This is a genomic window from Candidatus Methanoprimaticola sp. MG2 (assembly GCF_047501175.1).
GTDB lineage: Archaea > Thermoplasmatota > Thermoplasmata > Methanomassiliicoccales > Methanomethylophilaceae > Methanoprimaticola.
Map to the genome: position 1 here is coordinate 173766 of NZ_JBEQWH010000002.1, position 21869 is coordinate 195634.

Annotated in this window: 16 protein-coding genes; 6 read left to right on the top strand and 10 right to left on the bottom strand. The window is 61.8% G+C overall.

All coding sequences use genetic code 11. From position 1 onward, the window contains the following. Nucleotides 1-210: 210 nt before the first annotated feature. The 5 genes from V5D86_RS02200 (at nucleotide 211) to V5D86_RS02220 (ending at nucleotide 10379) form a co-directional block, all read left to right on the top strand. A complete protein-coding gene (locus V5D86_RS02200; RefSeq protein ID WP_414595058.1) occupies nucleotides 211-5223 on the top strand; it encodes an InlB B-repeat-containing protein in 5013 nt (1670 codons plus the stop codon). 34 nt (nucleotides 5224-5257) lie between these two features. Further along, nucleotides 5258-7195, top strand: a complete 1938-nt coding sequence (locus tag V5D86_RS02205; RefSeq protein ID WP_414595059.1) for a phosphoadenosine phosphosulfate reductase family protein — start codon at nucleotides 5258-5260, stop codon at nucleotides 7193-7195. Beyond that, complete coding sequence (gene cysE, locus V5D86_RS02210) at nucleotides 7192-7863, top strand: serine O-acetyltransferase (RefSeq protein ID WP_414595060.1); 672 nt, start codon at nucleotides 7192-7194, stop codon at nucleotides 7861-7863. Before V5D86_RS02205 ends, cysE begins: the two co-directional genes overlap by 4 nt. 87 nt (nucleotides 7864-7950) lie before the next feature. Continuing rightward, nucleotides 7951-9366, top strand: a complete 1416-nt coding sequence (gene cysS, locus V5D86_RS02215) for a cysteine--tRNA ligase (RefSeq protein ID WP_414595061.1) — start codon at nucleotides 7951-7953, stop codon at nucleotides 9364-9366. Then, a complete protein-coding gene (locus tag V5D86_RS02220) occupies nucleotides 9351-10379 on the top strand; it encodes a radical SAM protein (protein ID WP_414595062.1) in 1029 nt (342 codons plus the stop codon). Before cysS ends, V5D86_RS02220 begins: the two co-directional genes overlap by 16 nt. Nucleotides 10380-10533: 154 nt before the next feature. Here the strand turns inward: V5D86_RS02220 and V5D86_RS02225 are convergent, their stop codons facing one another. From V5D86_RS02225 to V5D86_RS02245, 5 genes are all read right to left on the bottom strand, one after another. After that, nucleotides 10534-11451, bottom strand: a complete 918-nt coding sequence (locus tag V5D86_RS02225; protein ID WP_414595063.1) for a TIGR00269 family protein — start codon at nucleotides 11449-11451, stop codon at nucleotides 10534-10536. Between the two features lie 19 nt (nucleotides 11452-11470). Further along, nucleotides 11471-12634: a Cdc6/Cdc18 family protein gene (locus V5D86_RS02230; RefSeq protein WP_414595064.1), complete on the bottom strand. Its 1164-nt coding sequence runs from the start codon at nucleotides 12632-12634 to the stop codon at nucleotides 11471-11473. 4 nt (nucleotides 12635-12638) lie between these two features. Continuing rightward, a complete protein-coding gene (locus V5D86_RS02235; RefSeq protein ID WP_414595065.1) occupies nucleotides 12639-13598 on the bottom strand; it encodes a hypothetical protein in 960 nt (319 codons plus the stop codon). Between the two features lie 63 nt (nucleotides 13599-13661). Further along, complete coding sequence (locus V5D86_RS02240) at nucleotides 13662-14123, bottom strand: MarR family winged helix-turn-helix transcriptional regulator (protein WP_414595066.1); 462 nt, start codon at nucleotides 14121-14123, stop codon at nucleotides 13662-13664. Next, nucleotides 14120-15505, bottom strand: coding sequence for an MFS transporter (locus tag V5D86_RS02245; protein WP_414595067.1), 1386 nt, complete (start codon nucleotides 15503-15505; stop codon nucleotides 14120-14122). The genes V5D86_RS02240 and V5D86_RS02245 overlap by 4 nt, the downstream gene beginning before the upstream one ends. Nucleotides 15506-15623: 118 nt before the next feature. On the opposite strand from V5D86_RS02245, the gene V5D86_RS02250 reads away from it, so the two are divergent. Beyond that, nucleotides 15624-16583: a replication factor C small subunit gene (locus V5D86_RS02250; RefSeq protein ID WP_414595148.1), complete on the top strand. Its 960-nt coding sequence runs from the start codon at nucleotides 15624-15626 to the stop codon at nucleotides 16581-16583. Here the strand turns inward: V5D86_RS02250 and V5D86_RS02255 are convergent. Genes V5D86_RS02255 through V5D86_RS02275 form a run of 5 tightly spaced genes read right to left on the bottom strand, consistent with a single transcriptional unit; the run spans nucleotide 16561 to nucleotide 21866 of the window. Beyond that, complete coding sequence (locus V5D86_RS02255; RefSeq protein ID WP_414595068.1) at nucleotides 16561-17343, bottom strand: inositol monophosphatase family protein; 783 nt, start codon at nucleotides 17341-17343, stop codon at nucleotides 16561-16563. The two genes, V5D86_RS02250 and V5D86_RS02255, sit on opposite strands and share 23 nt — an antisense overlap. 2 nt (nucleotides 17344-17345) lie before the next feature. Further along, nucleotides 17346-18581 carry a phenylacetate--CoA ligase family protein gene (locus tag V5D86_RS02260; protein ID WP_414595069.1) on the bottom strand — a complete coding sequence of 412 codons (1236 nt, stop codon included), beginning with the start codon at nucleotides 18579-18581 and terminating at the stop codon, nucleotides 17346-17348. Between the two features lie 4 nt (nucleotides 18582-18585). Continuing rightward, a complete protein-coding gene (locus V5D86_RS02265) occupies nucleotides 18586-19314 on the bottom strand; it encodes a tetratricopeptide repeat protein (RefSeq protein WP_414595070.1) in 729 nt (242 codons plus the stop codon). Then, nucleotides 19315-20403: a tetratricopeptide repeat protein gene (locus V5D86_RS02270; RefSeq protein ID WP_414595071.1), complete on the bottom strand. Its 1089-nt coding sequence runs from the start codon at nucleotides 20401-20403 to the stop codon at nucleotides 19315-19317. Further along, the gene (locus V5D86_RS02275; RefSeq protein ID WP_414595072.1) at nucleotides 20400-21866 is read right to left on the bottom strand and encodes a tetratricopeptide repeat protein; all 1467 of its coding nucleotides are present in this window, start codon (nucleotides 21864-21866) and stop codon (nucleotides 20400-20402) included. Before V5D86_RS02275 ends, V5D86_RS02270 begins: the two co-directional genes overlap by 4 nt. Between the last annotated feature and the right edge of the window lie 3 nt (nucleotides 21867-21869).

A 21869-nucleotide genomic window follows, 5' to 3' on the forward strand; every position in this document is an offset into this window, starting at 1 on the left:
GCTATAGGTATTTAATGGCAACAGGAGATGGATGAGTGCCAGACGCCGTGTCCGGGGCGAAACGGGGGATGGTACGATGATTCTAACTATCGAAGTATACACTTCTTAGAGCATATTACGGTATTAAACACTTAAAACGATTGAGCATCCGCTTAAACGTTGAGTCCCAAGCACATGACGCACCATGCCGAATGGTGCGGAGATGTGAAAATGAACAAGAGCACGCTTGCGGTATGCATGGTGCTGGTGATGGTCGGGATGGCCGTCACGGTAGCTGCAACCGCATCCGACACGAACGGAGAGGAGCTCAGAAAGTTCGATCACAAACTGTATCTGACGAACAAGGACAACCTGGACACCGTCATCTTCGCCGGTGAGTCCTATACGTACGTCAACGCAGCGACGGCGAACGAGTACGAGGATCAATCGTTCCCATTCAACAGGTTGATCATAGACATGGAGGTCGTGCCCGCACACGCCTTCGACAACGCATCGACCTCGGAGATACTCCTGACGGAGAAGGTCAGGAAGATCGAGGAGTATGCGTTCTACAGCATAGACTACCTGCTGACCGTGGGGAAGGTGGGCACGACCCCGGTGAGCATAGACAAGTACGCTTTCGGGAGCTGCACCCGCCTCGGGGTCGTGGACCTCAGGACGCACGGGACCATAGACCCCCTGGCGTTCGGGAACGCATGCACGGCCAAGTTCGTCGTGGACGAACAGTCCGATGTGCCCGACTGCCCGAACGCCGGACTCGTCTTCCTGTCCAAGGACGTGAAGGAGATCAGCTACATCAGGAACGACCGCGACTACAACGGCGTGGACCGCATACAGGTCGAATACTACGGCTACGGTCTGCTCCACGCGTACGACTACAACAACCAGGTCACCACGTACACCCACAGGGAGGACTACTTCGCCGACGAGTACAACTTCGACAGGATCTCCGGCGGGAACATGTACATCGACTATCTGAAGGTCGATGTGACATACGGCGGGTTCGGACTGGGGTCTGAGAGGATCGCCATAACCGCCCACGAGATGCCTCTGAAGGCACCTGCCCCGGGATCCATAGACGGGACATTCAACGGCTGGAAGGACACCCGCACCGGCACGGACCTCGGCCTAGGGCTCGACAGGGACGAGATCGAGAGCACCAAGAACCTCATCTACGACCTGAAACCCGTGATGGAGCCTTTCAGCGTGACATACGATGCCACGGACATCCCCTCGACCGAGGAGAGGAAGACGTTCAAGACCACGACATACGGTTACGGCGGACACTACCCGTCACAGGTGGAGACCGAGCACTACGTCCTCGCGGCATGGGTGGTCGTCGACAACGGAACCGTCACCACCCATCTGCCCGGGAGCGAGATCACGAGATACAGGGACCATACCGCCAAGGCCGTCTGGAACGCCAAGCCCGAGTTCACGTACACGGCATCGTACCTCGACGTCTCCGGATCGGTCATCGGCACCGTCTCGATAGGTCACGGGAAGGTGTTGGACATCGATGACAGGAAGCCGACCGACGAGACCCCCACGCAGATGCTGGACGGCTGGAAGGTGGACGGGTCCGGGAAGGTCCTGTATCCCGGGGACTCCGTCACGGTCGTGAAGGACATCAGCCTGGTACCGGTCCTGAAGGACAGGGTGCAGTACAACGTCAAATTCTCCAACGGGACCGAGACGGTCGCCACCCAGACCGCGAGGGAGGGCGTCCCGTACGTCATAGACGTCCCAGAGCCTACCAGCCCGGACAGCATCTTCACAGGATGGTCGTACGGACAGGCGGTGCTGCACAACGGCGACACGATCGATGTCACCGGCGACATCGTCCTGAACGCGCAGTGGAGGGACCGTGCGCAGTACACGGTCACGTTCAAGGTCGATTCCACGGACTATGCACAGGGGACGGCCAAGGAGGGCATACCGTTCACGATATCCTCCGAGGATCCCTTCGACAAGACGAGGATATTCCTCGGATGGACCGCACCGGACGGCAGCAAGGGACTGTTCTGCGGCGACTCCCTGGAGGTGGACGGGCACATCACCCTGACCGCAGAATGGAGGGACCGTGCGCAGTACACGGTCACGTTCAAGGACGGGTCGACCACCATCGCCACCGCAGATGCCACCGAGGGCATACCGTTCGTCATAGGTGTGAGCGACATACCCGACGGGGAGAGGATGTTCGTCGGATGGACCGCATCCGGAGGCCAACAGGTCCTGTATAAGGGCGATTCGATCGATATCGGATCGGACACCGTCCTGAACGCGCAGTGGAGGGACCGTACGGAGTACACAGTGACCTTCATGAACGGTGACAGCGAGGTCGATACCGCGACCGCGTACGAAGGCCTAGACTTCATCATCTCCATCGAAGACCTGCCGGACGGGGAGAGGATATTCACAGGATGGAGTGTTGGGAACGGGACGCTGCTCCAGAAGGGCGATGCGATCGATGTCGATGGGAACATCACCATCGATTCCGAATGGAGGGATCGCGAGACCTACGAAGTCAGGTTCATGGACGGTCAGACCGTTCTGGCCACCGAGACGGCCACCGAAGGCATCCCGTTCAGCATCGACCAACCCGCTCCCACCGACGGGGACATGATCTTCACAGGATGGGAGGTCGATGGGAAACTGCTGCAGCAGGGTTCCCTGATCATAACCGAGGACATCGACATCACCGCCTCCTGGAGGGACCGCGAGACCTATACGGTCTCATTCGTCAGCCACGGGACCACCATATCCACCGACGAGGCGACGGAGGGGATCCCCTATGTGATGACGAGGGAGGACCTGCCCGACGGGACCATGGTGTTCGTCGGATGGACCCTGAACGGCGGACCCGTTGGGAACGGGGACACGCTGGACATCGACAGGGACACGTCGATCATCGCGAAGTGGAGGGACCGCGAGACCTACGAAGTCACATACAGGGACGGTTCGACAGACCTTCTCACGACGAAGGTCACGGAAGGGAACGACCTGACCATCGACGCCCCGAAGGTCGAGGACGGGGTCCAGATCTTCGTGGGATGGCACATCCAGGGGATCGACGGCATCCTGATGGACGGGGACACCGTGCGGATCTCCGGGAACACCGTCATCCACACCGAGTGGAGGGACCGCGAGGTCTACAGGGTGGTGTTCATGGACGGCACCGAAGTGATCTCCGAGGACACGGCCACCGAGGGGATGCCGTTCGTGTCCGGACAGCCTGCGCTTCCGGACGGCGAGAGGATGTTCGTCCACTGGGCGATGGACGAGGACAGACTGAAGGACGGCGCGATCCTGACCTCGGACACGAGAGTGGATGCCGTGTGGAGGGACCGCGAGACATACACCGTGACCTACACCGGCGGCGCCCAGACGATCGAGAGGACGGCGACCGAGGGGATACCGTTCATCCATGACGAGGAGGCCCTGCCGGACGGCGAGAGGGTGTTCCTCGGATGGAGGATGACCGGTTCCGACGGATATCTCGCCGAAGGGACGGAGATCACCGTCACGGGAGACATGACTATAGACGCTGTGTGGAGAGACCGCTTCGAATACACCGTCAGATACCTGGACGGGGCCGCATCCATCATGGAGACGAAGGTCATCGAAGGGGACATGCTGACCCTGACCGAGACCGTCCCCGAGGATGAGGACAGGATATTCGTGGGATGGGCACTGACCGAGGACGGCGTACGCATCTCCGAGAAGGAGATCGCCATCGACGGGGACACCGACATACACTCCCTGTGGAGGATGAAGAGCGGATTCGCGGTCACGTTCCTCGATGATGGCGAGGTGTGCTACGAGAGGACCGTCAAGGAAGGCAACGAGTTCCTAATCGATGTCGGAGACCTTCCGGACGACGAGAGGATATTCGTGGGATGGAGCATCTCCGGGGACGAGGGGGTGCTCGACAAGGACCTGCCCCTGACGATAACCGGCGATACGACGATCGATGCCGTGTGGAGGGACCGTGCCGTGTACGGGGTCACATTCGTGAACGGCGAGGACACCATCGGCACGGCGACGGCGAGGGAAGGCATACCGTTCGTCATCCCCATCGATGACCCCGCCGACGGCACGAGGATGTTCCTCGGCTGGAAGATGGGGTCCGACGATACCCTGTATAGGAACGGGGACGAGCTGTCGATCGATGCGGAGGCATCGCTCAGCGCCGTGTGGAGGGACCGCGTGGAATACACAGTCACGTTCATGAACGGGACCTCCGAGGTCGGGAAGCTGAAGGCCTACGAGGGGATCGACGCCACGGTGTCCATCGAGGACCTCGCGGATGACGAGAGGATATTCGTGGGATGGCAGTCCGAGTCCGGGGACGGGTACCGCAACGGTGACAAGCTCACGGTCTCCGGGAACATGGTCCTGAAGGCCGTGTGGAGGGACCGTGCCGTCTACAGCGTGACCTACATGAACGGAGGGGAGACCCTCGGGAAGGAGACGGCCCGCGAGGGCATACCTTACGAGATCGGGATGAGGGACCTCACCGACGACGACAGGGTGTTCGTCGGATGGAGGGTCCCCAACACCGACCAGGTTCACCGCCTCGGAGATTCCTTCGTCGCGACGGGAGACGTCGTCCTTGTCGCGGAGTGGAGGGACAGGCTGCAGCTGTCGGTCGTGTACGTCTCCGAGAACAGGATCGTCGGGAGCGTCACCGTCACCGAAGGTGGGACGATCCAGGTGGGATGGGACGTCTCCGCTCAGGGGAAGGAGCTCGTCGGATGGAACGACGGGACGATGTCGATAGTCGACAGGACCGAGTATGTGGTGAACGAGAACGTCACGTTCACCGCGATCTGGTCCGATTCCGTGATGCACACCGTCACCTACATGCTCCCCTCCGGTCCGCTGACGGCATCGTTCGTCGAAGGCCAGACCGTCAAGGTCTCGGCCGAGGCAGGGACGCGGGACGGAATGGTGTTCGCGGGATGGTCGCTGTCCAAGGACGGGGCCCCCGCATACAGGAACGGCGACCATCTCGTGATATCCGGCGATGTGACCCTGTATCCCGTATGGGAGCCGGCGGACCCCGCGGTCGATGACGACCCCGACGGGTCCCAGGAGCCCTCGGACGAGGACCACTGGACGTTCCTCGGGATGGACAGCATGACCACCTCCATCGCCGTGGTGGCGGGAGTGTCGGCACTCATCGTGAGCCTGATGGTCACCGCTTTCAGGCGGAGTTGAAATATAGAGAGCAAACCTAGTCCCCCAGGAGAACATGGGAGCAATTCGTCTCGGAAAGAACCATCTCAGGTGGTGTCGCGGCTGCAATCTGCCGATACTGGAATCCAAGGAATGCCCGGTGTGCGGTGCAGCCACCGAAGAGATCGAACTCACACCTCCGGGGGACGCAAGGCCCGCCTTCCCCCATGACGTGAAGATGATCAGGGACCTGCTCGACGATGACTACGGAACGGATGCCGGGGAGGCCCTCCTCCCGGAAGGCCACGTGGTCATCCTCAGCAAGGCCCCCGCACTCGACCGCATGGACGAGGTCGTCGTGGACGGGGACATCGTCGCCTCCGTCCGCTACGACATGGGATCAGGATGGAAGGTCATCCTCAGGATGCAGGGCGCATACCGTCTGGCAAAGGTCGCTTCGAAGGGATACGTGATCTGCGATCCGGGCGCGATAAAGTTCGTGCAGGAGAGCAAGAACCTGATGGCCCCCGGCGTGACCGATGCGGACAGCGGCATCGAGGAGGGGGACGAGGTCCTGGTCCTCTCCCCGGACAGAGAGATCGTCTCCACCGGGATGGCGAGGATGACCGGGGAGCGGATGGTCGCGGAGTCCAAGGGCGTGGCCGTCAAGACCAGATGGTACAAGCCGGAGGAGTACAGGCCTTCGGACATCGCGCACGGATGGGACGATGTCGTCGAGGCCAATCGCGCGGCGATCGAGAAGCGGGTGACCGAGGCGACCGGGTTCATAAGGAACACCATCGCGAAGCACGAGCTCCCCGCCATAGTCTCCTTCTCCGGCGGGAAGGACTCCCTCGCGACCCTGTTGCTCTCGATCGATGCGGGAGCGGACCTCCCGGTGCTGTTCGTCGATACCGGACTGGAGCTCAACGAGACCGTGGCCCATGTGCACGACGTGTGCGAGAGGCACGGCCTCAAACTCATCGAGGAGCATGCCCCCGCGGACGCCTTCTTCGGGAACCTCGTGTACTTCGGACCTCCCGCGAAGGACTACAGATGGTGCTGCAAGACCAACAAGCTGGGCCCGACCGTCGGTGCCATAACCAAGAACTTCCCCGACGGCGTACTGTCGTTCATAGGACAGAGGAAGTACGAGTCGGAGGCGCGCAACGCCAAGCCCCGCATCTGGAGGAACCCCTGGACCCCCGGACAGGTCGGGGCCTCGCCGATCCAGAACTGGTGCGCCATGCACGTCTGGCTTTACATATTCATGAAGGGAGAGCCCTTCAACGTGTGGTACACCCGCGGGTTGGACAGGATCGGATGCTTCCTCTGTCCCGCATCGGACCTCGCCGAGTTCGACATGATAGCCGGCAAGAGCGACCGCTGGGACCAGTGGGACGAGTACCTCACGAGGTACATGGACGACCGCGGGCTCCCTCCGGAATGGAAGGAGTTCGGGCTATGGAGATGGAAGAACGCCCCCAAGTCGATACGCGAGGAGGTCAGCAGGGTGACCGGCAAGGGTGTAGCGGAGCTCACCAGGCAGACCAAGGTCCCAGAGACCGGGCCCCTGAACATCAAGGTCCAGGACGGCTTCAGCCCGTGCACCATGGGATACAGCATAGAGGCCGCCCTCTCCAGGCCCATAGACCTGGAGAAGGTGAAGCCGTTCTGTCACGCCCTGGCATGGGTGGTCGAGGAGGACCCCGACGGCGACTTCATCAACGCGGGGTTCACGACCATCTACCGCGAGGGATCTATAATCGCGAAGGCCAACGTCGAGAACGATGCCAGACAGCACATAGACCATGCCTTCCAGGTCATCGTCCGTGCGGAACAGTGCGTCGGATGCGGGCTGTGCGCCGCTAGGTGCGAGCCCAAGGCGCTGTACATGGAGGACGGCAAGGTGAGGATCCACGAGGACGAGTGCGTCTTCTGCAGGGACTGCTTCGGACCGTGCCCGTCCGTGGACTTCGCCAGGGACGACAACGAAGGAGGATTCGACCAATGAAGGAGATCGACTACGACATAGATCCCGACGACCTCGCGGTGTGCATGGCAAAGGACCCCGCGATCGTCGACGAGGAGGATGCCCGCAAGTTCCACACCGGGCTGCAGGCGGTCAGCATGTACCGCCTCAGCCACAGGCTGTGGATGGAAGGAAGGAAGCTGGAGGCCCGCGAGGTCAACTACGTCGCCCACCAGATGACGGGGTGCGACATCCACCCGGGGGCGACCATCGGGAAGAGGTTCTTCGTCGACCATGCCACGGGAGTGGTTATCGGGGAGACCGCCATCATCGGCGACGACGTGATGATATACCAAGGAGTCACACTCGGAGGGGTCTCGACCAACAAGGGGAAGAGGCACCCGACCGTCGGCAACCACGTGGTGGTGGGATGCAACGCGTCCGTCCTCGGGGACATCGTGATCGGCAACAACGTCCGCATCGGGGCGGGATCCGTCGTCCTGAAGGACGTCCCCGACGACTGCACCGTCGTCGGAGTGCCCGGGAAGATCGTGAAGAAGGCGGGGGTCAAGTGCTCCAACGACGACCTTATGCACAATCAGCTGCCGGACCCCGAGACGGACCGCATCGCCGCGCTCGAGAGGAGGATCGACGACCTCTGCGCTCAGCTGCGGACATTGACCGAAGATATTAGGAACAAAGACCCCTGAAACAAAACACGCCTGTCTGGGTCATTCACATTCCGACCATCACAGGCGTGTCTTTTATCTATTAGAACGTCATCGACCGCCGATTAGATGGTGCTCCGTATCCATAACACCCTCACCGATTCGGTCGAGGATTTCACACCCATTGAACCCGGTAAGGTCAAGATGTACGTCTGCGGCGTGACGGTCTACGACGACATCCACATGGGCCACGCCAGAAGCATCATTGTCTTCGACACGGTCGCCCGTTACCTCCGCTACATAGGATATGACGTGCAGCATGTCACCAACTTCACGGACGTGGACGACAAGATCATCATACGTGCCGCGAAGGAGGGGATCGAGCCCCTGGAGCTCTCCAAGAGGTACATCGACCGCTATTTCGGCGAGGTCGACAGGCTCTACGTGAACCGCGCATCCTGCTACCCCCAGGCCAGCGAGAGCATCGGGGACATCATCGACATGGTCCAGAGGATCATGGACAACGGTTTCGCATACGCCTCGCAGGACGGGAGCGTGTACTTCGATGTGTCCAGGGTCAAGGACTACGGGAGGCTCACCAACCAGAAGGTCGACCAGCTGCAATCCTCCGGGAGGATCGCCGACGACCCCAACAAGAAGGGACCCCTCGACTTCGCCCTGTGGAAGGCCGCGAAGCCTGGGGAGATCTCCTGGGACTCGCCCTGGGGCAAGGGAAGGCCCGGATGGCACATCGAGTGCTCCGCCATGATCTACAGGAACATGGGCGAGCAGATCGACATACACGGCGGGGGCAACGACCTCATATTCCCCCACCACGAGGACGAGATCCTCCAGACAGAGGCGGTCACCGGCAAGCCGCTGGCCAACTATTGGATGCACAACGGCATGCTCCAGGTCAAGGGCCACGGCATGTCCAAGGAGGAGAAGATGTCCAAGTCCCTCGGCAACTTCTTCACCGTCCGTGACGTCCTCGAGAAGTTCGACGGCCACACGGTCCGCTTCTACTTCCTGAACACGCACTACATGAGCCCGCTGGTCTACGGCGAGGACATGCTCAACGAGGCGGAGGCCGCGAGGGGGAGGCTCGTCAACAACTACCGCGAGCTCCAGTCCTATGCCAGGACGGCCCCCGAAGGCGCGGAGGAGACCGGGACGATCGACGGATACCGCAACAGGTTCCGCGAGGCCATGGACGAGGACTTCAACACCCGCGAGGCCATCGCGGTGATGTTCGAGATGGCCAAGGCGTCCAACATCGCCATGGCGGACAGGACGATGACGCGCCAGGCGGCCATCGCCCAGATCGACCTCATCCGGGAGTTCGACGGCATCCTCGGGATCATGCCCGAGGACGAGGCCGACGACGACTCCATGGATGCCGTCATGTCCATCCTCATAGACCTGAGGAAGGAGCTCCGCGGACGCAAGATGTACGACCTTTCAGATATGATCCGCGACCGCCTCAAGGAGGCTGGGATTACACTCGAGGATTCGGCGGAGGGCGCCAAATGGAAGAGGGCCTGATAAAAAAGGCCGAACTGATTCACGGCGGTGCGATCCGCCTTCCGGAAGGCCTTGAACTTCCGGTCCGTCTGTCATGCTCCACGGCAGGTCCCGGAGCAGGGTCCAGCTCGATAGTTCTAGCTTACGGGAAGTACAGGGTGAAGAAGCCTGTCACGTACGGAGAGGGCGACTTCGACCTCGTCCCCGTCGAGGGGGACAAGTACGCACTGTACAGGGACGGGGAGCTCTTCCAGGACGGGGTCCAGATACAGCCCGTCATCAGGCACTGCCCGAACCAGGCGTTCTTCAACCTCGACCAGCACTGCATGTACCACTGCGCGTACTGCACGTCCCCCATACTGGACCCGTCCCTGGACAAGCGTCTCACCACGGAGAAGATCCTTGCGATGATCGACGAGTCCATGCAGGTCCGCAAGTTCAAGACCGTCGCATTCACCAGCGGCGTCGTCGGAAGCACCGCCCAGACCGTCGACCGCATGTGCGATGTCGTCAAGGCGGTGCGCGAACTGTACCCGAAGATCGTCATCGGCGTGGAGCCCTACGTCTCTGAGGCCGGACAGATCGCCCAGCTAAGGGAGGCGGGAGCCAACGAGATCAAGATCAACATCGAGTGCGCCACGAAGGAGATCTTCGACAGGGTGTGCCCCGGCTTCGACTATGACAACACGTTCTCGATGCTCAGGGAGGCGAACACGTACTTCAAGAAAGGGAAGATGGCGTCGAACATCCTCTACGGCCTCGGGGAGACCGACCAGGACATCGACATGACCATGGAGAGGCTGTGCAGGATGAACGTGCTGCCCGGGCTCAGGATGGTCCGCATGAACGACGCCAATAGAGCGCGTCTCCTCGCCGCGGGCGTGCCCGAGGAGCCCCCGACGCTGCTGAGGACCCTTTTCCTCGCCGGACTCCAGAAAAGCGCGATGAAGCGCCACGGCCTGAACCCCGAGCGTTTCCACTCGATGTGCTTCTCCTGCGCCTGCTGCGACCTCGTCCCGTTCGTGGACTTCTGAAAATACGGATGGAAGGGCCCCGTGATGCACACGGGACGAGCTAGCCGATTCCAATCCTCTACTGAATGCACTGATTGGAATCCCACATAATGCCTGATTCGCATGCAATTGGTCAGATTATAGCAAAGATGATTGAGAAATCGAGCTTTTCCGTTCATTCATCCGTGTCATCCTGAGCATGGGCCTCCCCGACCCTTGCCCTTATCCTCTCGAGGAGCTGACATGACTTGCAACTCGAGCCCAGGGTGGGCTCCCCGCATCTGGGGCAGGAATGCAGGTCCGCACCCTTGAGTCCCGACCTGAGGAGAGGTTTGATGGTATCGTACGAGGAGAGTATCCCGTATCTGGCGCCGGGGGAACGGTCCTCCAACTGGTCCACGATGTCACGATACTGGTTGCGGAGGGCCGCCTCCCAGTACGGGCAGACCCCGTCCCAGAACTCCAGCCCGGAGAGCATAGCGTAGAGCAGCGTCTCCTTCTCGGGGATCTCCCGCAGCGGGACGAACCTCGGTATGAGTCCGGGACGAACCACGTCGTGGGGGGCCATCCTGGCCATGCGCTCCGCATCGCCCCTGACGAAGTTCATCATTATGGACTGCGCCATGTCATCGAGGTTATGGCCGGTCGCGAGGTACTTCGCATCGACCTTCCTGGCCTCGTCGTTCATCAGCATCCTGCGGAACACGCCGCAGTATGTGCAGGGTGAGCTGTCGCCGCACACGGGCGCTATGTCGTCCATGGTGACCCCCAGCTCGGAGAAGGAGCGGAGATGGAAACGGACGTCGTTCTCGGAGCAGAACCTCCTGACGATGTCCACGCTGGGAGGACGGTATCCGTCTATCCCCTCGTCGATCGTGATCGCGTGCAGCTCGACCCCCGTCTTCCTGTTGAACACCGATGCCAGCATCTTCAGGGCGACCATGCTGTCCTTCCCGCCGGAGACCGCCACGGCGATGTGGTCCCCGTGATCGACATCGATCTGCTTCCTGATCTCACGCTTGACCCTGCGGTCGACATACCTGAGGAAGTGCTCCGGACAGAGATGGGTCCCGTTGTAACGGACGAACGTCACCGCGTCCTTGCCGCAGATGTCACAGCTCGACGCTCTCCTCCCCCCTCTCGATTATGGACTCCATCTTCTGGGCCAACACCTTGGACGGTATGTCCGGCAGCGAGACCAGCGTTATCCTCCCCGACGGGTCGTTGACCACCTTCAGACGGACTATCCCCAGCTTCTCCAGGTCCTGGAGGTACGTCCAGTATTGCGTGTGCTTCCTGGCCTGTATGCCGTACTCCTCGCACACTATCGCATACGTCTTCTCGGCCGCGGCCGACGATATGGACGGGTTGCTCTTTATGGCGCGGGCCACGGCGAGCAGCACCGCCATCCTGTTTATGTCCAGCGAACGCAGCTTAGAGTCGGACACGGAACTGTATATCATCGCCTTGGCGGCACGCACATGCTCGACGGTGACCCCGCCGCCATCGTCCTCCTCGGCCATGTTGGCGGCACGGTCCAGCAGCTCTATGGCCATCCTGGCGTCACCGAACTCCGCGGACTCCTCCGCGATCGTGTCCAGGGACTCCTCCGAGTACGACCCTGGCATGAGGGCCTCGGATGCGCGCACCGCGACGATCTCCCTGAGCTCGGACTCGCTGTACCTGTTGAACCTGACAGTGTTGGTCCTGCGGAACGTGGACATGGACGCCTCGTCGAGGAGGTTCTCGATCGGCTCCTGGGAGATCATCATCAGCGACACGGGAGCGGCATCGGCACGGGCCCTGGTGAGCTGATAAACCAGGTCGGTCGACCCCTTCTTCAGGAGCACGTCGACCTCGTCCAGGATGACGACGAGGCCGCGCCTGTTGCCGGCCAGATGCTGCGCCAGGACGCGCGCCATCTCCTCCGTCGAGAATCCCCTCTCCGGATATCCGGGATCGTAGTGCCTGATTATCTGAAGCAGGGCCCCCGCCTCGGACACGTTGCGCGAATTGACGTATATCGTGTCGGTGGGCCTCCCCCTGGAGGCCATGAACTCCGCCATGTCCGCACAGAACCTCCTGGCCGTCACCGTCTTGCCGGTACCCACGCTCCCCGTGAGGAATGCGGAGCAGCTGCGCCCGTCCAGGGCCAGCGGCCGGAACAGCATCTCGAGCCTGGACATCTGCTCCTCGCGATGGACCAGGTCCTTCGGGACGTATCCGTAGTCCAGCTTTGAACCGTCGCGGATGATGGAGGACTTCCTGTCGAACATCTGATTACCTGCTGCAGCGTATGAAGCCCGAACAGGGCAGGACCTCGATGCCATGGTCGGCCCACCTGTCGCAGATCAGGTTTATGCCGAGGGAATCGGAGGGCATGTGTCCGGATATCACGAGATTCACATGGGCCTCGCGGGCCACGTCGTAATGGCTCTCGGGGAAGTGCATCCCGACCACCGTTCCGACCCCCGCCCTGGAGAGTGCCTCGTACATCCCCTTCGGGCCCGACGTCCCGCCGGTCATCTTGCACATGATCCTCCCGCAGCGGGAGTCCTTCTTACCTACCATGATCCTCGGACGGGCATTGCTCTTGGCGGCCTCGCGGAACTCGGGCTCGCCCATCAGGGCCTTGATTATATCGTCCAGGGTCCTCGGACGGTTCTGCTCGAACAGGTTCGTGAGGTGGTCCTGGACCATGTTGTCCGCCGCGGAGTGGACGTTGAAAAGCGAGATCCCCAGCAGCCTGGCCGCATCCACGGCCTGGTTGTGGTTGACCCCCATGATACCGCGGAGGGCCTCGTCCGTCCTGGGCCCCATTATGGACTCGGCGACGTTGATCGGCACGCCCTCGTTGTGGAACATGTCCGCCTGGAGGCTCATGACCTCGGGGAACAGGACACGGGACCTTCCGGTCGGGTGATGGGCGACCACCGAATCTATGCGGCGTCCCCTCTCGCGGAGACGGTCCGCCAGGAGGACCTCCGCGGGACCTATGTCGATCCCCCACATCATGCACTCCGCATCCGTGTCGCGGGCCTCGTCCTCCCCGCAGGAGAAACGGCAGTCCTGATAGGGGTTCCAGAGACGCTCCTGGTCGAAAAGTTCCCTGGAGTCATCGTCGGCCTTCTCCCACTCCTCCCTCGCAGAGTCGAGAAGGCGCCTGACCTCGTCCTCCGGGCGGGGGTCCTTCGACATCCCCAGCCTGATGGCGAGCTCATACGCCTCGTATACCTTCATGAACGGTAGATGACCAGCCAGTTATTAATGGTGCCTTGCCTCCGCACATATGGTGAGCGATGTTCAGGCACCCTGTTTCTGAGGCCCTTCAGGTACATGGGCCTCTATGAGGTCGAACGCCCCGTCCATGACGTCGACGAAGTCCCTCAGCCTCTCGTTGCCGAAGCGCCTCTCCAACATGTCCGAGACCTCCTCGAATATCCTCCATTCGCTCTCGAAGACCTTCATGGAACGGTCGGAGAGCATGATGTACGAGACGCGCCGGTCGGTCTCGCTGGGGATGCGGACCACCAGGCCGCGTCTGACGAGGCTGTTGATCCTGACGGTGACCGTGGGCTTCGTGACGCAGGCCGCGTCTGCGAGCTTGGACACGGTGCATTCCTCCATGCCGGAGATGAGGTTCAGGTACAGGACGTCGCGGTACGACAGATTGTCATCGGACGAGGGGTCCGCGCTCATCATCCTCAGCTCCATCAGGGAGCTGACGATCATGTACCTGGCCAGCCTGTCGGCCACATCGTTCACTCCCTCACCCCCTCGCCCTTCAGGGACCATGCGAAGTACACCGAAGCCAGCGCCAATGCTATGGCGACCAGCGCGCAGAATCCGAACCCGTCCATGAACGTCTCCACGGACACGTCGGATATCGATGCCGAACCCTCGCCGGAACCGAATCCGAACAGGCCCGCGAACAGCGCCGTGCCCAGTGCGGAGCTGAAGTACATCACGAAGGACACCATGGACGACCCGGATCCCCTCTGCTCGTCCGGGAGGGAATCGACCATCCTCGCCCCCATCGGGCCTCCCCCTATGCCCCAGATGCATCCGCATATCAGCAGGGACATCGCCAGGAACGTCAGGGGGGTGTCCGTGGAGAACGTGGACGCCAGGACCATGAACAGGAGCATGATGCTGCAGGAGACCACCGCGAAGACCCTGTTTGGAACCCTTCCGGTGCTCTTCCCCACAAGCACGCAGCAGACTATCATGGACACCGCCTGGAGCGATAGTATGAGCCCACTGCCCAGCGTGTCCAGGCCGAATGTCTTCTTGAGTAGGAACGGGAACAGGTACACCATGCCCATTATCGTGAGGTTCACCAGGACGTACGCCATCGTCGCCTTGTCGAAGTCCCTGTTGCGGAACAGCGTCATGTCGAACACGGGACTGGCCCTTCCCTTCTCGTACATCGTGAATGCGACGAAGAACAGGATGCATCCGACAAGGGCGACGCCGGACGTGACGTTGATCCCCGCGGACGGGATCCTCTCGATGACGAACAGGCCCAGAACTATCGCGACGAACAGCAGCACGGAGCCGACGACGTCCAGGTCGCCCTTCTCCACGCCCCTGTCGGCGGGTATCGCCTTGTGTGCGAGGACTATCGCCACGGCACCTATTGGCACGTTGATGAAGAAGATCCAATGCCAGGATATCATCTCGGTGAGCGCCGCCCCGACCGACGGTCCGAGTGCCACCCCGATGGCCGTCCCCATGACGACGAGGGTCATCCCCAGTCCGAGCTTCTCCTTCGGCAGGAACTTGACGCCCAGCATCACCGCGGAGGCCGCGAGCATCGCCGCCCCTACACCCTGGAACGCGCGGCTCGCTAGTAGTACCGGGAGGGAGGGGGATATCCCGCAGAACAGGGACCCTACCGTGAAGAACGCCATGCCTGCGATCAGGACCTTCTTTATGGCCCCCTTGTCGCATATCCTGCCGAACACCAGGATCAGGCCGGCCATCACCAGATAATAGACGGTGATGACCCATGACGTGTCCCCTGTCCCGATGCCGTACGACTCCGCTATGCTCGGCAGAGCCACGTTCACCACAGTGCCGTCCAATCCATCGAGGAACATGCTGATCGCTATCGTCGCGAGCAGAAGTCCGTGTCCTCCCTTCATGAGCCCCAGTGATTCCGATGTGGTATTAAACGGTTATCATTGGTTTGATTATTCTAACTATCTATCCGTGAAACAACCAAGTGTATTAATCAATGGAGGCATTCACGCGATGGTTCCCATGAACGAGATCTGGACAGAGAAGTACAGGCCCAGAACGCTGGACAACGTAGCCGGCCAGAAGCATGTGACGGACAGGCTGAAGGCATATGTCAGGTCTAGGAGCATGCCCCATCTCCTCTTCACGGGACCAGCCGGGACCGGGAAGACCACCTGCGCCCTCGCCCTCACCAGGGAGATGTTCGGGGACAACTGGCAGGGGAACTTCATCGAGCTCAACGCGTCCGACGAGAGGGGCATCGACGTCGTCCGCGGGAAGATCAAGGAGTTCGCACGCACGTCCCCTATAGGCGGTGCGGAGTTCAAGATCATCTTCATGGACGAGGCCGATGCACTGACATCGGACGCACAGGCCGCACTGAGGCGCACTATGGAGAAGTACTCCGGGATATGCAGGTTCATACTCTCGTGCAACTATTCCTCGAAGATCATCGACCCGATCCAGTCCAGATGCGCCATATTCAAGTTCAAGCCGCTGACGGACCAGGAGATAGACGACTACCTGTCCGACATCGTGACCCGCGAGAGTGTGGACATCGATGCGGATGCGCTCAAGGGACTTGTGGAGATCGCCCGCGGAGACATGCGCCGTGCGGTCAACTCCCTCCAGGTCGCGGCATCCCTCGGAAGGAGGATAGACCTCGAACTGATCTACCAGACCGCCGGACTGGCGAACCCCGAGGTCATAGGGAGGATCGTCACCACCGCCCTGGACGGGAACTATGCCGGTGCGAGGGAGCTCCTCCAGAGCACGATGACCGAGTACGGGCTCTCCGGCCAGGACATAATCAAGCAGATCCACTCCAGCATATTCGACCTGGGGATATCGGACTACGAGAAGGTCCGCCTGATGGACAGGACCGGCGAGTGCGAGTTCAGGATCGTGGAAGGCAGCAACGAGAGGATCCAGCTGGAATGCCTGCTGGCATCCATGGCCCTCATCGGCGGCAAGATGAAGTGATCCTCGGCAGGATCTCCGACAGGGCGTCGTCCAGCACCGGACGGGAAGAGCACATGATCAGTATGCCGGTCTCGGCCAGCAGGTCCCGGTCGTACACGGCGCCCGCCATCTCCGCCAGGAACATCCCCGGCATGAAGTCCCATATCTTGTTGACGAACCTCACGTGTATGTCCGTGCGACCGGATGCCAGGTACGCGAAGTCGACGCATGCCGCACCGAACATCTTGAACCTCGCCACGGTGTCCCTGCAGTCGGACATCAGCCTCGCTTGCATCAGACGGTAATCCTCCGACCTGCGGCTGAAGTCGCCCGTGGACAGGATGCATTCCCTCAGGGGCCTCGGGTCCGCGGTCCTTATGCGTGTCCCGTCGAGGAAGGCCCCCTCCGCCGATGCCTCGTATGTCCCGGACAGCTCCGGGAGGGCTATCACCGACGCCTTTGGCACACCGCCCTCCATGAACACGCCCTGCATCCCGAACATGGGCATGCCGCGGGACATGTTCACCGTCCCGTCGATGGGGTCTATCGCCCATGTGCGGTCCGACCTCTCGGAGTCCGGGGCGGTCTCCTCCGAGATTATGGAATCGTTCGGGAAGGCCGTGCGTATCCTGTCGACTATGAGGCCCTCGACCTTCACGTCGACGTCCGTGACGATGTCGTACACCCCTGCGACGGTGTCCTTGCCGCGGACCGACATCCCGCGGCCCAGCAGCCCCCTGGCGTCGACGATCGCGTCCCTCAGGACATCCAGCTCCCTCATGGTCAGTACCTGTTGTCGAAGAACCTGTTCGTCTTCTTCTCGCTCCTCGGGAGGTATCCCTCGGAGACGGCCTTGGGGATGACCGTCACGCCCATCTTGGACTTGATCTTCTCGACGAGCTCCTGCTCCAGCACATCCCTGCCATCCTCGGGAACGGAGGTCTCGAAGTACACGGTGATCTCGTCCTTCCCCATGAGATGGTCTATCATGACCTGGTACTCGCACGTGGCGCCGTCTATCGAGCTCACCACCTCGTCGAACTGGGCAGGGAACATGTTGCACCCGCGGACCTTGATCATGTCGTCCGTACGCCCGACTATGATGTCTATGCGCGGGAACCTGGAACCGCAGGGACACTCGCCGGGTATTATCCTGGTGAGGTCGTGGGTGCGGTAGCGGATCAGGGGTGCGCCCTCCTTCCTGAGAGTCGTGATGACCAGCTCCCCGATCTCCCCGTCCGGGACGTTCCTGCCGGTCTTCGGGTCGATGATCTCGAAGTAGATGTAATCGTCCCACATGTGGATGCCGTTGCGGTAGTCGCAGCTGATCCCTATCCCGGGCCCGTATATCTCCGTCAGGCCGTAGATGTCGTAGAACTCAACGCCGAGGTAGCTGGCGATCTCGTCGCGCATCTTCTCCCCCCAGCGCTCCGATCCGATTATCCCCTTGCGGAGGCACAGCCTGTCCCTGATGCCGCGCCTCTTTATCTCCTCCGCGAGGAGCAGCGCGTAGGACGACGTGGCCGTCAGGACGGTGGTCCTCAGGTCCTCCATCATCCTGAGCTGCTTCTCGGTGTTCCCGGGACCCATCGGGATCGCCATGGCTCCCAACCTCTCGCATCCCGCCTGGAACCCGATCCCGGCGGTCCAGAGACCGTACCCGGGCGTGATCTGTATGCGGTCCTCCTCGGTGATGCCGGCCATGCGGTAGCACCTCTCGAATATGACCGCCCAGTCCTCGACGTCCCTCTTGGTGTACGGGATTATGACCGGCGTCCCGGTGGTCCCGGACGAGCTGTGTATCCTTACTATCTCCTTCTCGGGTACGGCCGCGAGGCCCATCGGATACGCGTCCCTCAGGTCCGACTTGTCCGTGAACGGGAGGGACTCGAAGGCCTCCTGGGAATCGATCGAGGACAGGTCGATGCCCTCGAACTTCCTGGCGTAGAACGGACTGCGCTCCTTGATGTCCCTGAGGAGACGGACGATGATCTCCCTCTGATACTCATTCATCTTCATGATCTCACTTCCTCATGGATCCGAGCAGCTCCGCCGCCTCCGCGGACCCGCGGGCCGCGGCCTTGGACAGCCACTTCCTCGCGTTGTTCTCGCTCCTCACCATGCCCTCGCCGGACAGGGACATCCTCCCCAGCTCCAGCATGGCCTCCTCAGAACCCATCTCCGCCGCCCTAGCGAAGTACTTGGACGCGCGGTCTGGACTGCGCGGGACGCCCTGGCCGTCCATGGCCATGCGTCCCATCCTGACACCCGCCTTGGGGTATCCAGCGTCCAATGCCCTCGAGTAGATGTCCCAGGCCCTCTTGGGGTCGGGGTCGCATCCGCGGCCCTCCTGGAATATGACCCCCAGACGGTAGAGCGCCATGGTGCTCCCCGCCTCCGCGGCCCTCTCGTACCAGTAGCGGGCCTTCTCCCAGTCCTGGGGTATGCCCTCCACGTCGGTGTACATGAACGCCAGGTTGAACATCGCCTGCGGGTACCCGAGCTCGGCGGACCTCTCGTACAGCTCCAAGGCGACCTGGAGGTCCCCCCTGACGCCGTACCCGTGCGCCTTGATGTACGCCAGGTTGCACATGGCCTCGGGGTTCCCCTGGTCGGCGGCGAGGCCGAACCAGCGTGCGGCCTCCCTGCGGTCCTGGGTGACCCCGTCGCCCTTGAAGAACAGGTAGCCCATCGCCACCTGAGCATCTGCATCCCCGTCCTGTGCGGCCTTTAGAACTGTTTCGAACGACATTTAACGCCTCTGATGGGTCCTGCGCGTGTATATCTCCGGATGGTCCACGTACTTGGACAGGTAGTAGTAAGCGGCCAGGAATCCGTTGTATGCGGCATCGGAGTAGAGCTTCACGATCTGCGACTCGTCGGTGGGGAACCTGCTGGACTCGTACGTCCTGGCAAGGTAGAACTGCGCATCCTCCGAACCGGCATCGGCGGCCCGGGACAGCAGCCTGATGGCATCTATGTCGTCCCTCTTGACGCCGATCCCCTGGTGGCGCATCATGGCCACCGCGAACATCCCCTCGGGGCTCCCGAGCTCGGCCGCCTTGCGGTAGTGCTCGTACGCCGCGTCGGCATCCCCGGACTCCAGGAGGGAGTCGGCATCGGCCACGTGCGAGTTCCTGTCGTCGACCTCCCTCTGGGACTCGGTCTCGCTGAGACGCGCCATCCTGTACTCCAGGGGCTCCCTGGGAGCGCCGCCGAGGCTCTTCAGGACCGAGTTCCAGCACAGCATGCACTTCTCGTGGCCCATATCGACGCCGTACTTGTACCAACGGGCGGCCTCGACCTCGTTGTGGTTGATGCCGTTCAGGCCGTACTCGTAGCTCATGCCTATGTTCATGAACATCTCCGCATCGCCGGTGATCCCGGCGGAGGAGTACCACATCTCGGCCTCGGACCCGGAACGGGCCACTCCGATGCCGTGAGCGTACATGTAGCCGACGGCGAACTTCGCTATCGACGAGCCCTGCTCGGCCGCCCTGCGGCACCATGCGAAGGTCTGCTCCAGGTCCGGCTCGATGATGTCCCCGGTGGAGAACTCTATGGCCAATGCGTTCTGCGCATCGACGTTCCCGAGCTCGGCGGACTCGACCAGGTGTGCCACGGCGATCGCCACGTCCCTCTCGACGTAGTCGCCGGCCATGTAGAACTTGTAGAGCTCCCAGTGCGCCCTGGCGCATCCCAGCGACGCGGCCTGCTCGAACCAGTGCATGGCCTCCGGTATGTCCTGGTCCATCTCCTTGCCAGTCTCCATGAAGTATGCGAGGGCCAGGCATGCGTACGGGTCGCCGGCCTCGGCGTCGAGCAGAAGCGTGTCCCTCATCTCGCCTTCTCCGCCTTGATCCTTTCCAGCAGAGCGGCCGCGTCGGGATCGCCCTGACGGGCGGCCAACCCCAGGAACTTCTTCGCACGGGGTATGTTGCGCTTGACATGCTCCCCCTCGTAGTAGAGCTTCCCCAGGTAGTACTGGGCCTCGAAGTATCCCGCGTCCGCGGCCTCGTTCAGGAGGTCCATCCCGCGGTCCACGTCCTGCTCCACCCCGGTCCCGGTGATGTACAGCATGCCCAGGAACGATTTGGCCCCGGGATGGCCCTGGTCGGACGCCTGGTCGAACCACACCGCCGCCTGTTCGGGGTCCTTCTCGCATCCCCGGCCCTCGTAGTACATACAGCCCAGGCAGTACTGGGAGTTGACCTCGCTGCCCTCGGCCGCGCTCTTGAAGCATCTGAACGAGGCCTCCTCGTCCTGCTCGAAGTAGTATCCGGAACCGTACATGCAGCCCAACGCGTACTGGGCGTAACCGTTGCACCTGTTCGCGGCCTCCGTGAACCACTTCGCGGCCTTGGCGTAGTCCTGGGGGAGCGCCTTTCCCTCGAAGCTCATGTTGGCCAGGTCCACCATGGCCTGCTGGTACCCGTTCTCGGAGGACCTCTCCAGCCAGTAGACGGCCTGCGACGGGTCCCTGTTGACGCCCTGACCGTACGCGAGCATCATGCCGATCTGGTACTGGGCCTCGTCGTGGTCCTGCTCGGCCGCCTTCAGGAACATGGCCGCGGCCTTGGAGTCGCTCGTCCACCTGGTCCTGGGCATCGAGTGGATGCATCCCATGGCGAACTGGGCGTCCCTGTCCCCGGCGTCCGCGGCCCTCTCGTACCACTGGACCGCGGTCTTCAGGTCCGGGTCCGAATCCCCGGTGCCCTCGTCGTACATCTGACCGAGGCGGTACATGGCATTGGGATCGCCGTTGTCCGCGGCGGCCTTCAGCCACCTGACCGCGAGCTGGGGGTTCTTGGGTATCCCCTTGCCCTTCAGGTGCATGAACCCTATGGTGCGCTGAGCTACCGGATCGTCGTTCTCGGCACAGACGGTGTAGAACCTCACGGCCTCGGCATGGCTCTTCTTGACGCACTCGGCGCCGTTGTCGTAGAGCTCGAACAGCCTCTCGCATGCCCCGACGTCGCGCTCCTCGCCGCGGAGCCTCAGCCTCATCAGCCTGTCCTGGACCTCTGGGTCGTTGCGCTTGAGCTCGGAGACGATGAGCGTGGAGGGCAGATGCCCCTCCGACGCCGCTATTGTGAATGACTCGGTGGCGGTGGCGACGTCCCTGATGGTGCCGCCCTCGCCGAGGTAGAGGAACAGTCCATGAATGTAGCGCGCATCGGGATTGCCTTCGGCCTCGCCCTTCTCCGCGAGGGACCGTGCCTTGCGTAGATCGAAATCGGGGGATGCGCAGTCCATCAGTCTGCGTGAGGGCCCGTACTGCCACTCGTTTCCAGTCTGTTCCATGGT

What these genes read in the sequence shown, in the direction of transcription:
- V5D86_RS02200 (WP_414595058.1), top strand. Translation starts at nt 211, where the DNA reads ATGAACAAGAGCACGCTTGCGGTATGCATGGTGCTGGTGATGGTCGGG.
- V5D86_RS02205 (WP_414595059.1), top strand. Translation starts at nt 5,258, where the DNA reads ATGGGAGCAATTCGTCTCGGAAAGAACCATCTCAGGTGGTGTCGCGGC.
- cysE (WP_414595060.1), top strand. Translation starts at nt 7,192, where the DNA reads ATGAAGGAGATCGACTACGACATAGATCCCGACGACCTCGCGGTGTGC.
- cysS (WP_414595061.1), top strand. Translation starts at nt 7,951, where the DNA reads ATGGTGCTCCGTATCCATAACACCCTCACCGATTCGGTCGAGGATTTC.
- V5D86_RS02220 (WP_414595062.1), top strand. Translation starts at nt 9,351, where the DNA reads ATGGAAGAGGGCCTGATAAAAAAGGCCGAACTGATTCACGGCGGTGCG.
- V5D86_RS02230 (WP_414595064.1), bottom strand. Translation starts at nt 12,634, where the DNA reads ATGTTCGACAGGAAGTCCTCCATCATCCGCGACGGTTCAAAGCTGGAC.
- V5D86_RS02235 (WP_414595065.1), bottom strand. Translation starts at nt 13,598, where the DNA reads ATGAAGGTATACGAGGCGTATGAGCTCGCCATCAGGCTGGGGATGTCG.
- V5D86_RS02245 (WP_414595067.1), bottom strand. Translation starts at nt 15,505, where the DNA reads ATGAAGGGAGGACACGGACTTCTGCTCGCGACGATAGCGATCAGCATG.
- V5D86_RS02250 (WP_414595148.1), top strand. Translation starts at nt 15,624, where the DNA reads ATGAACGAGATCTGGACAGAGAAGTACAGGCCCAGAACGCTGGACAAC.
- V5D86_RS02255 (WP_414595068.1), bottom strand. Translation starts at nt 17,343, where the DNA reads ATGAGGGAGCTGGATGTCCTGAGGGACGCGATCGTCGACGCCAGGGGG.
- V5D86_RS02260 (WP_414595069.1), bottom strand. Translation starts at nt 18,581, where the DNA reads ATGAAGATGAATGAGTATCAGAGGGAGATCATCGTCCGTCTCCTCAGG.
- V5D86_RS02265 (WP_414595070.1), bottom strand. Translation starts at nt 19,314, where the DNA reads ATGTCGTTCGAAACAGTTCTAAAGGCCGCACAGGACGGGGATGCAGAT.
- V5D86_RS02270 (WP_414595071.1), bottom strand. Translation starts at nt 20,403, where the DNA reads ATGAGGGACACGCTTCTGCTCGACGCCGAGGCCGGCGACCCGTACGCA.
- V5D86_RS02275 (WP_414595072.1), bottom strand. Translation starts at nt 21,866, where the DNA reads ATGGAACAGACTGGAAACGAGTGGCAGTACGGGCCCTCACGCAGACTG.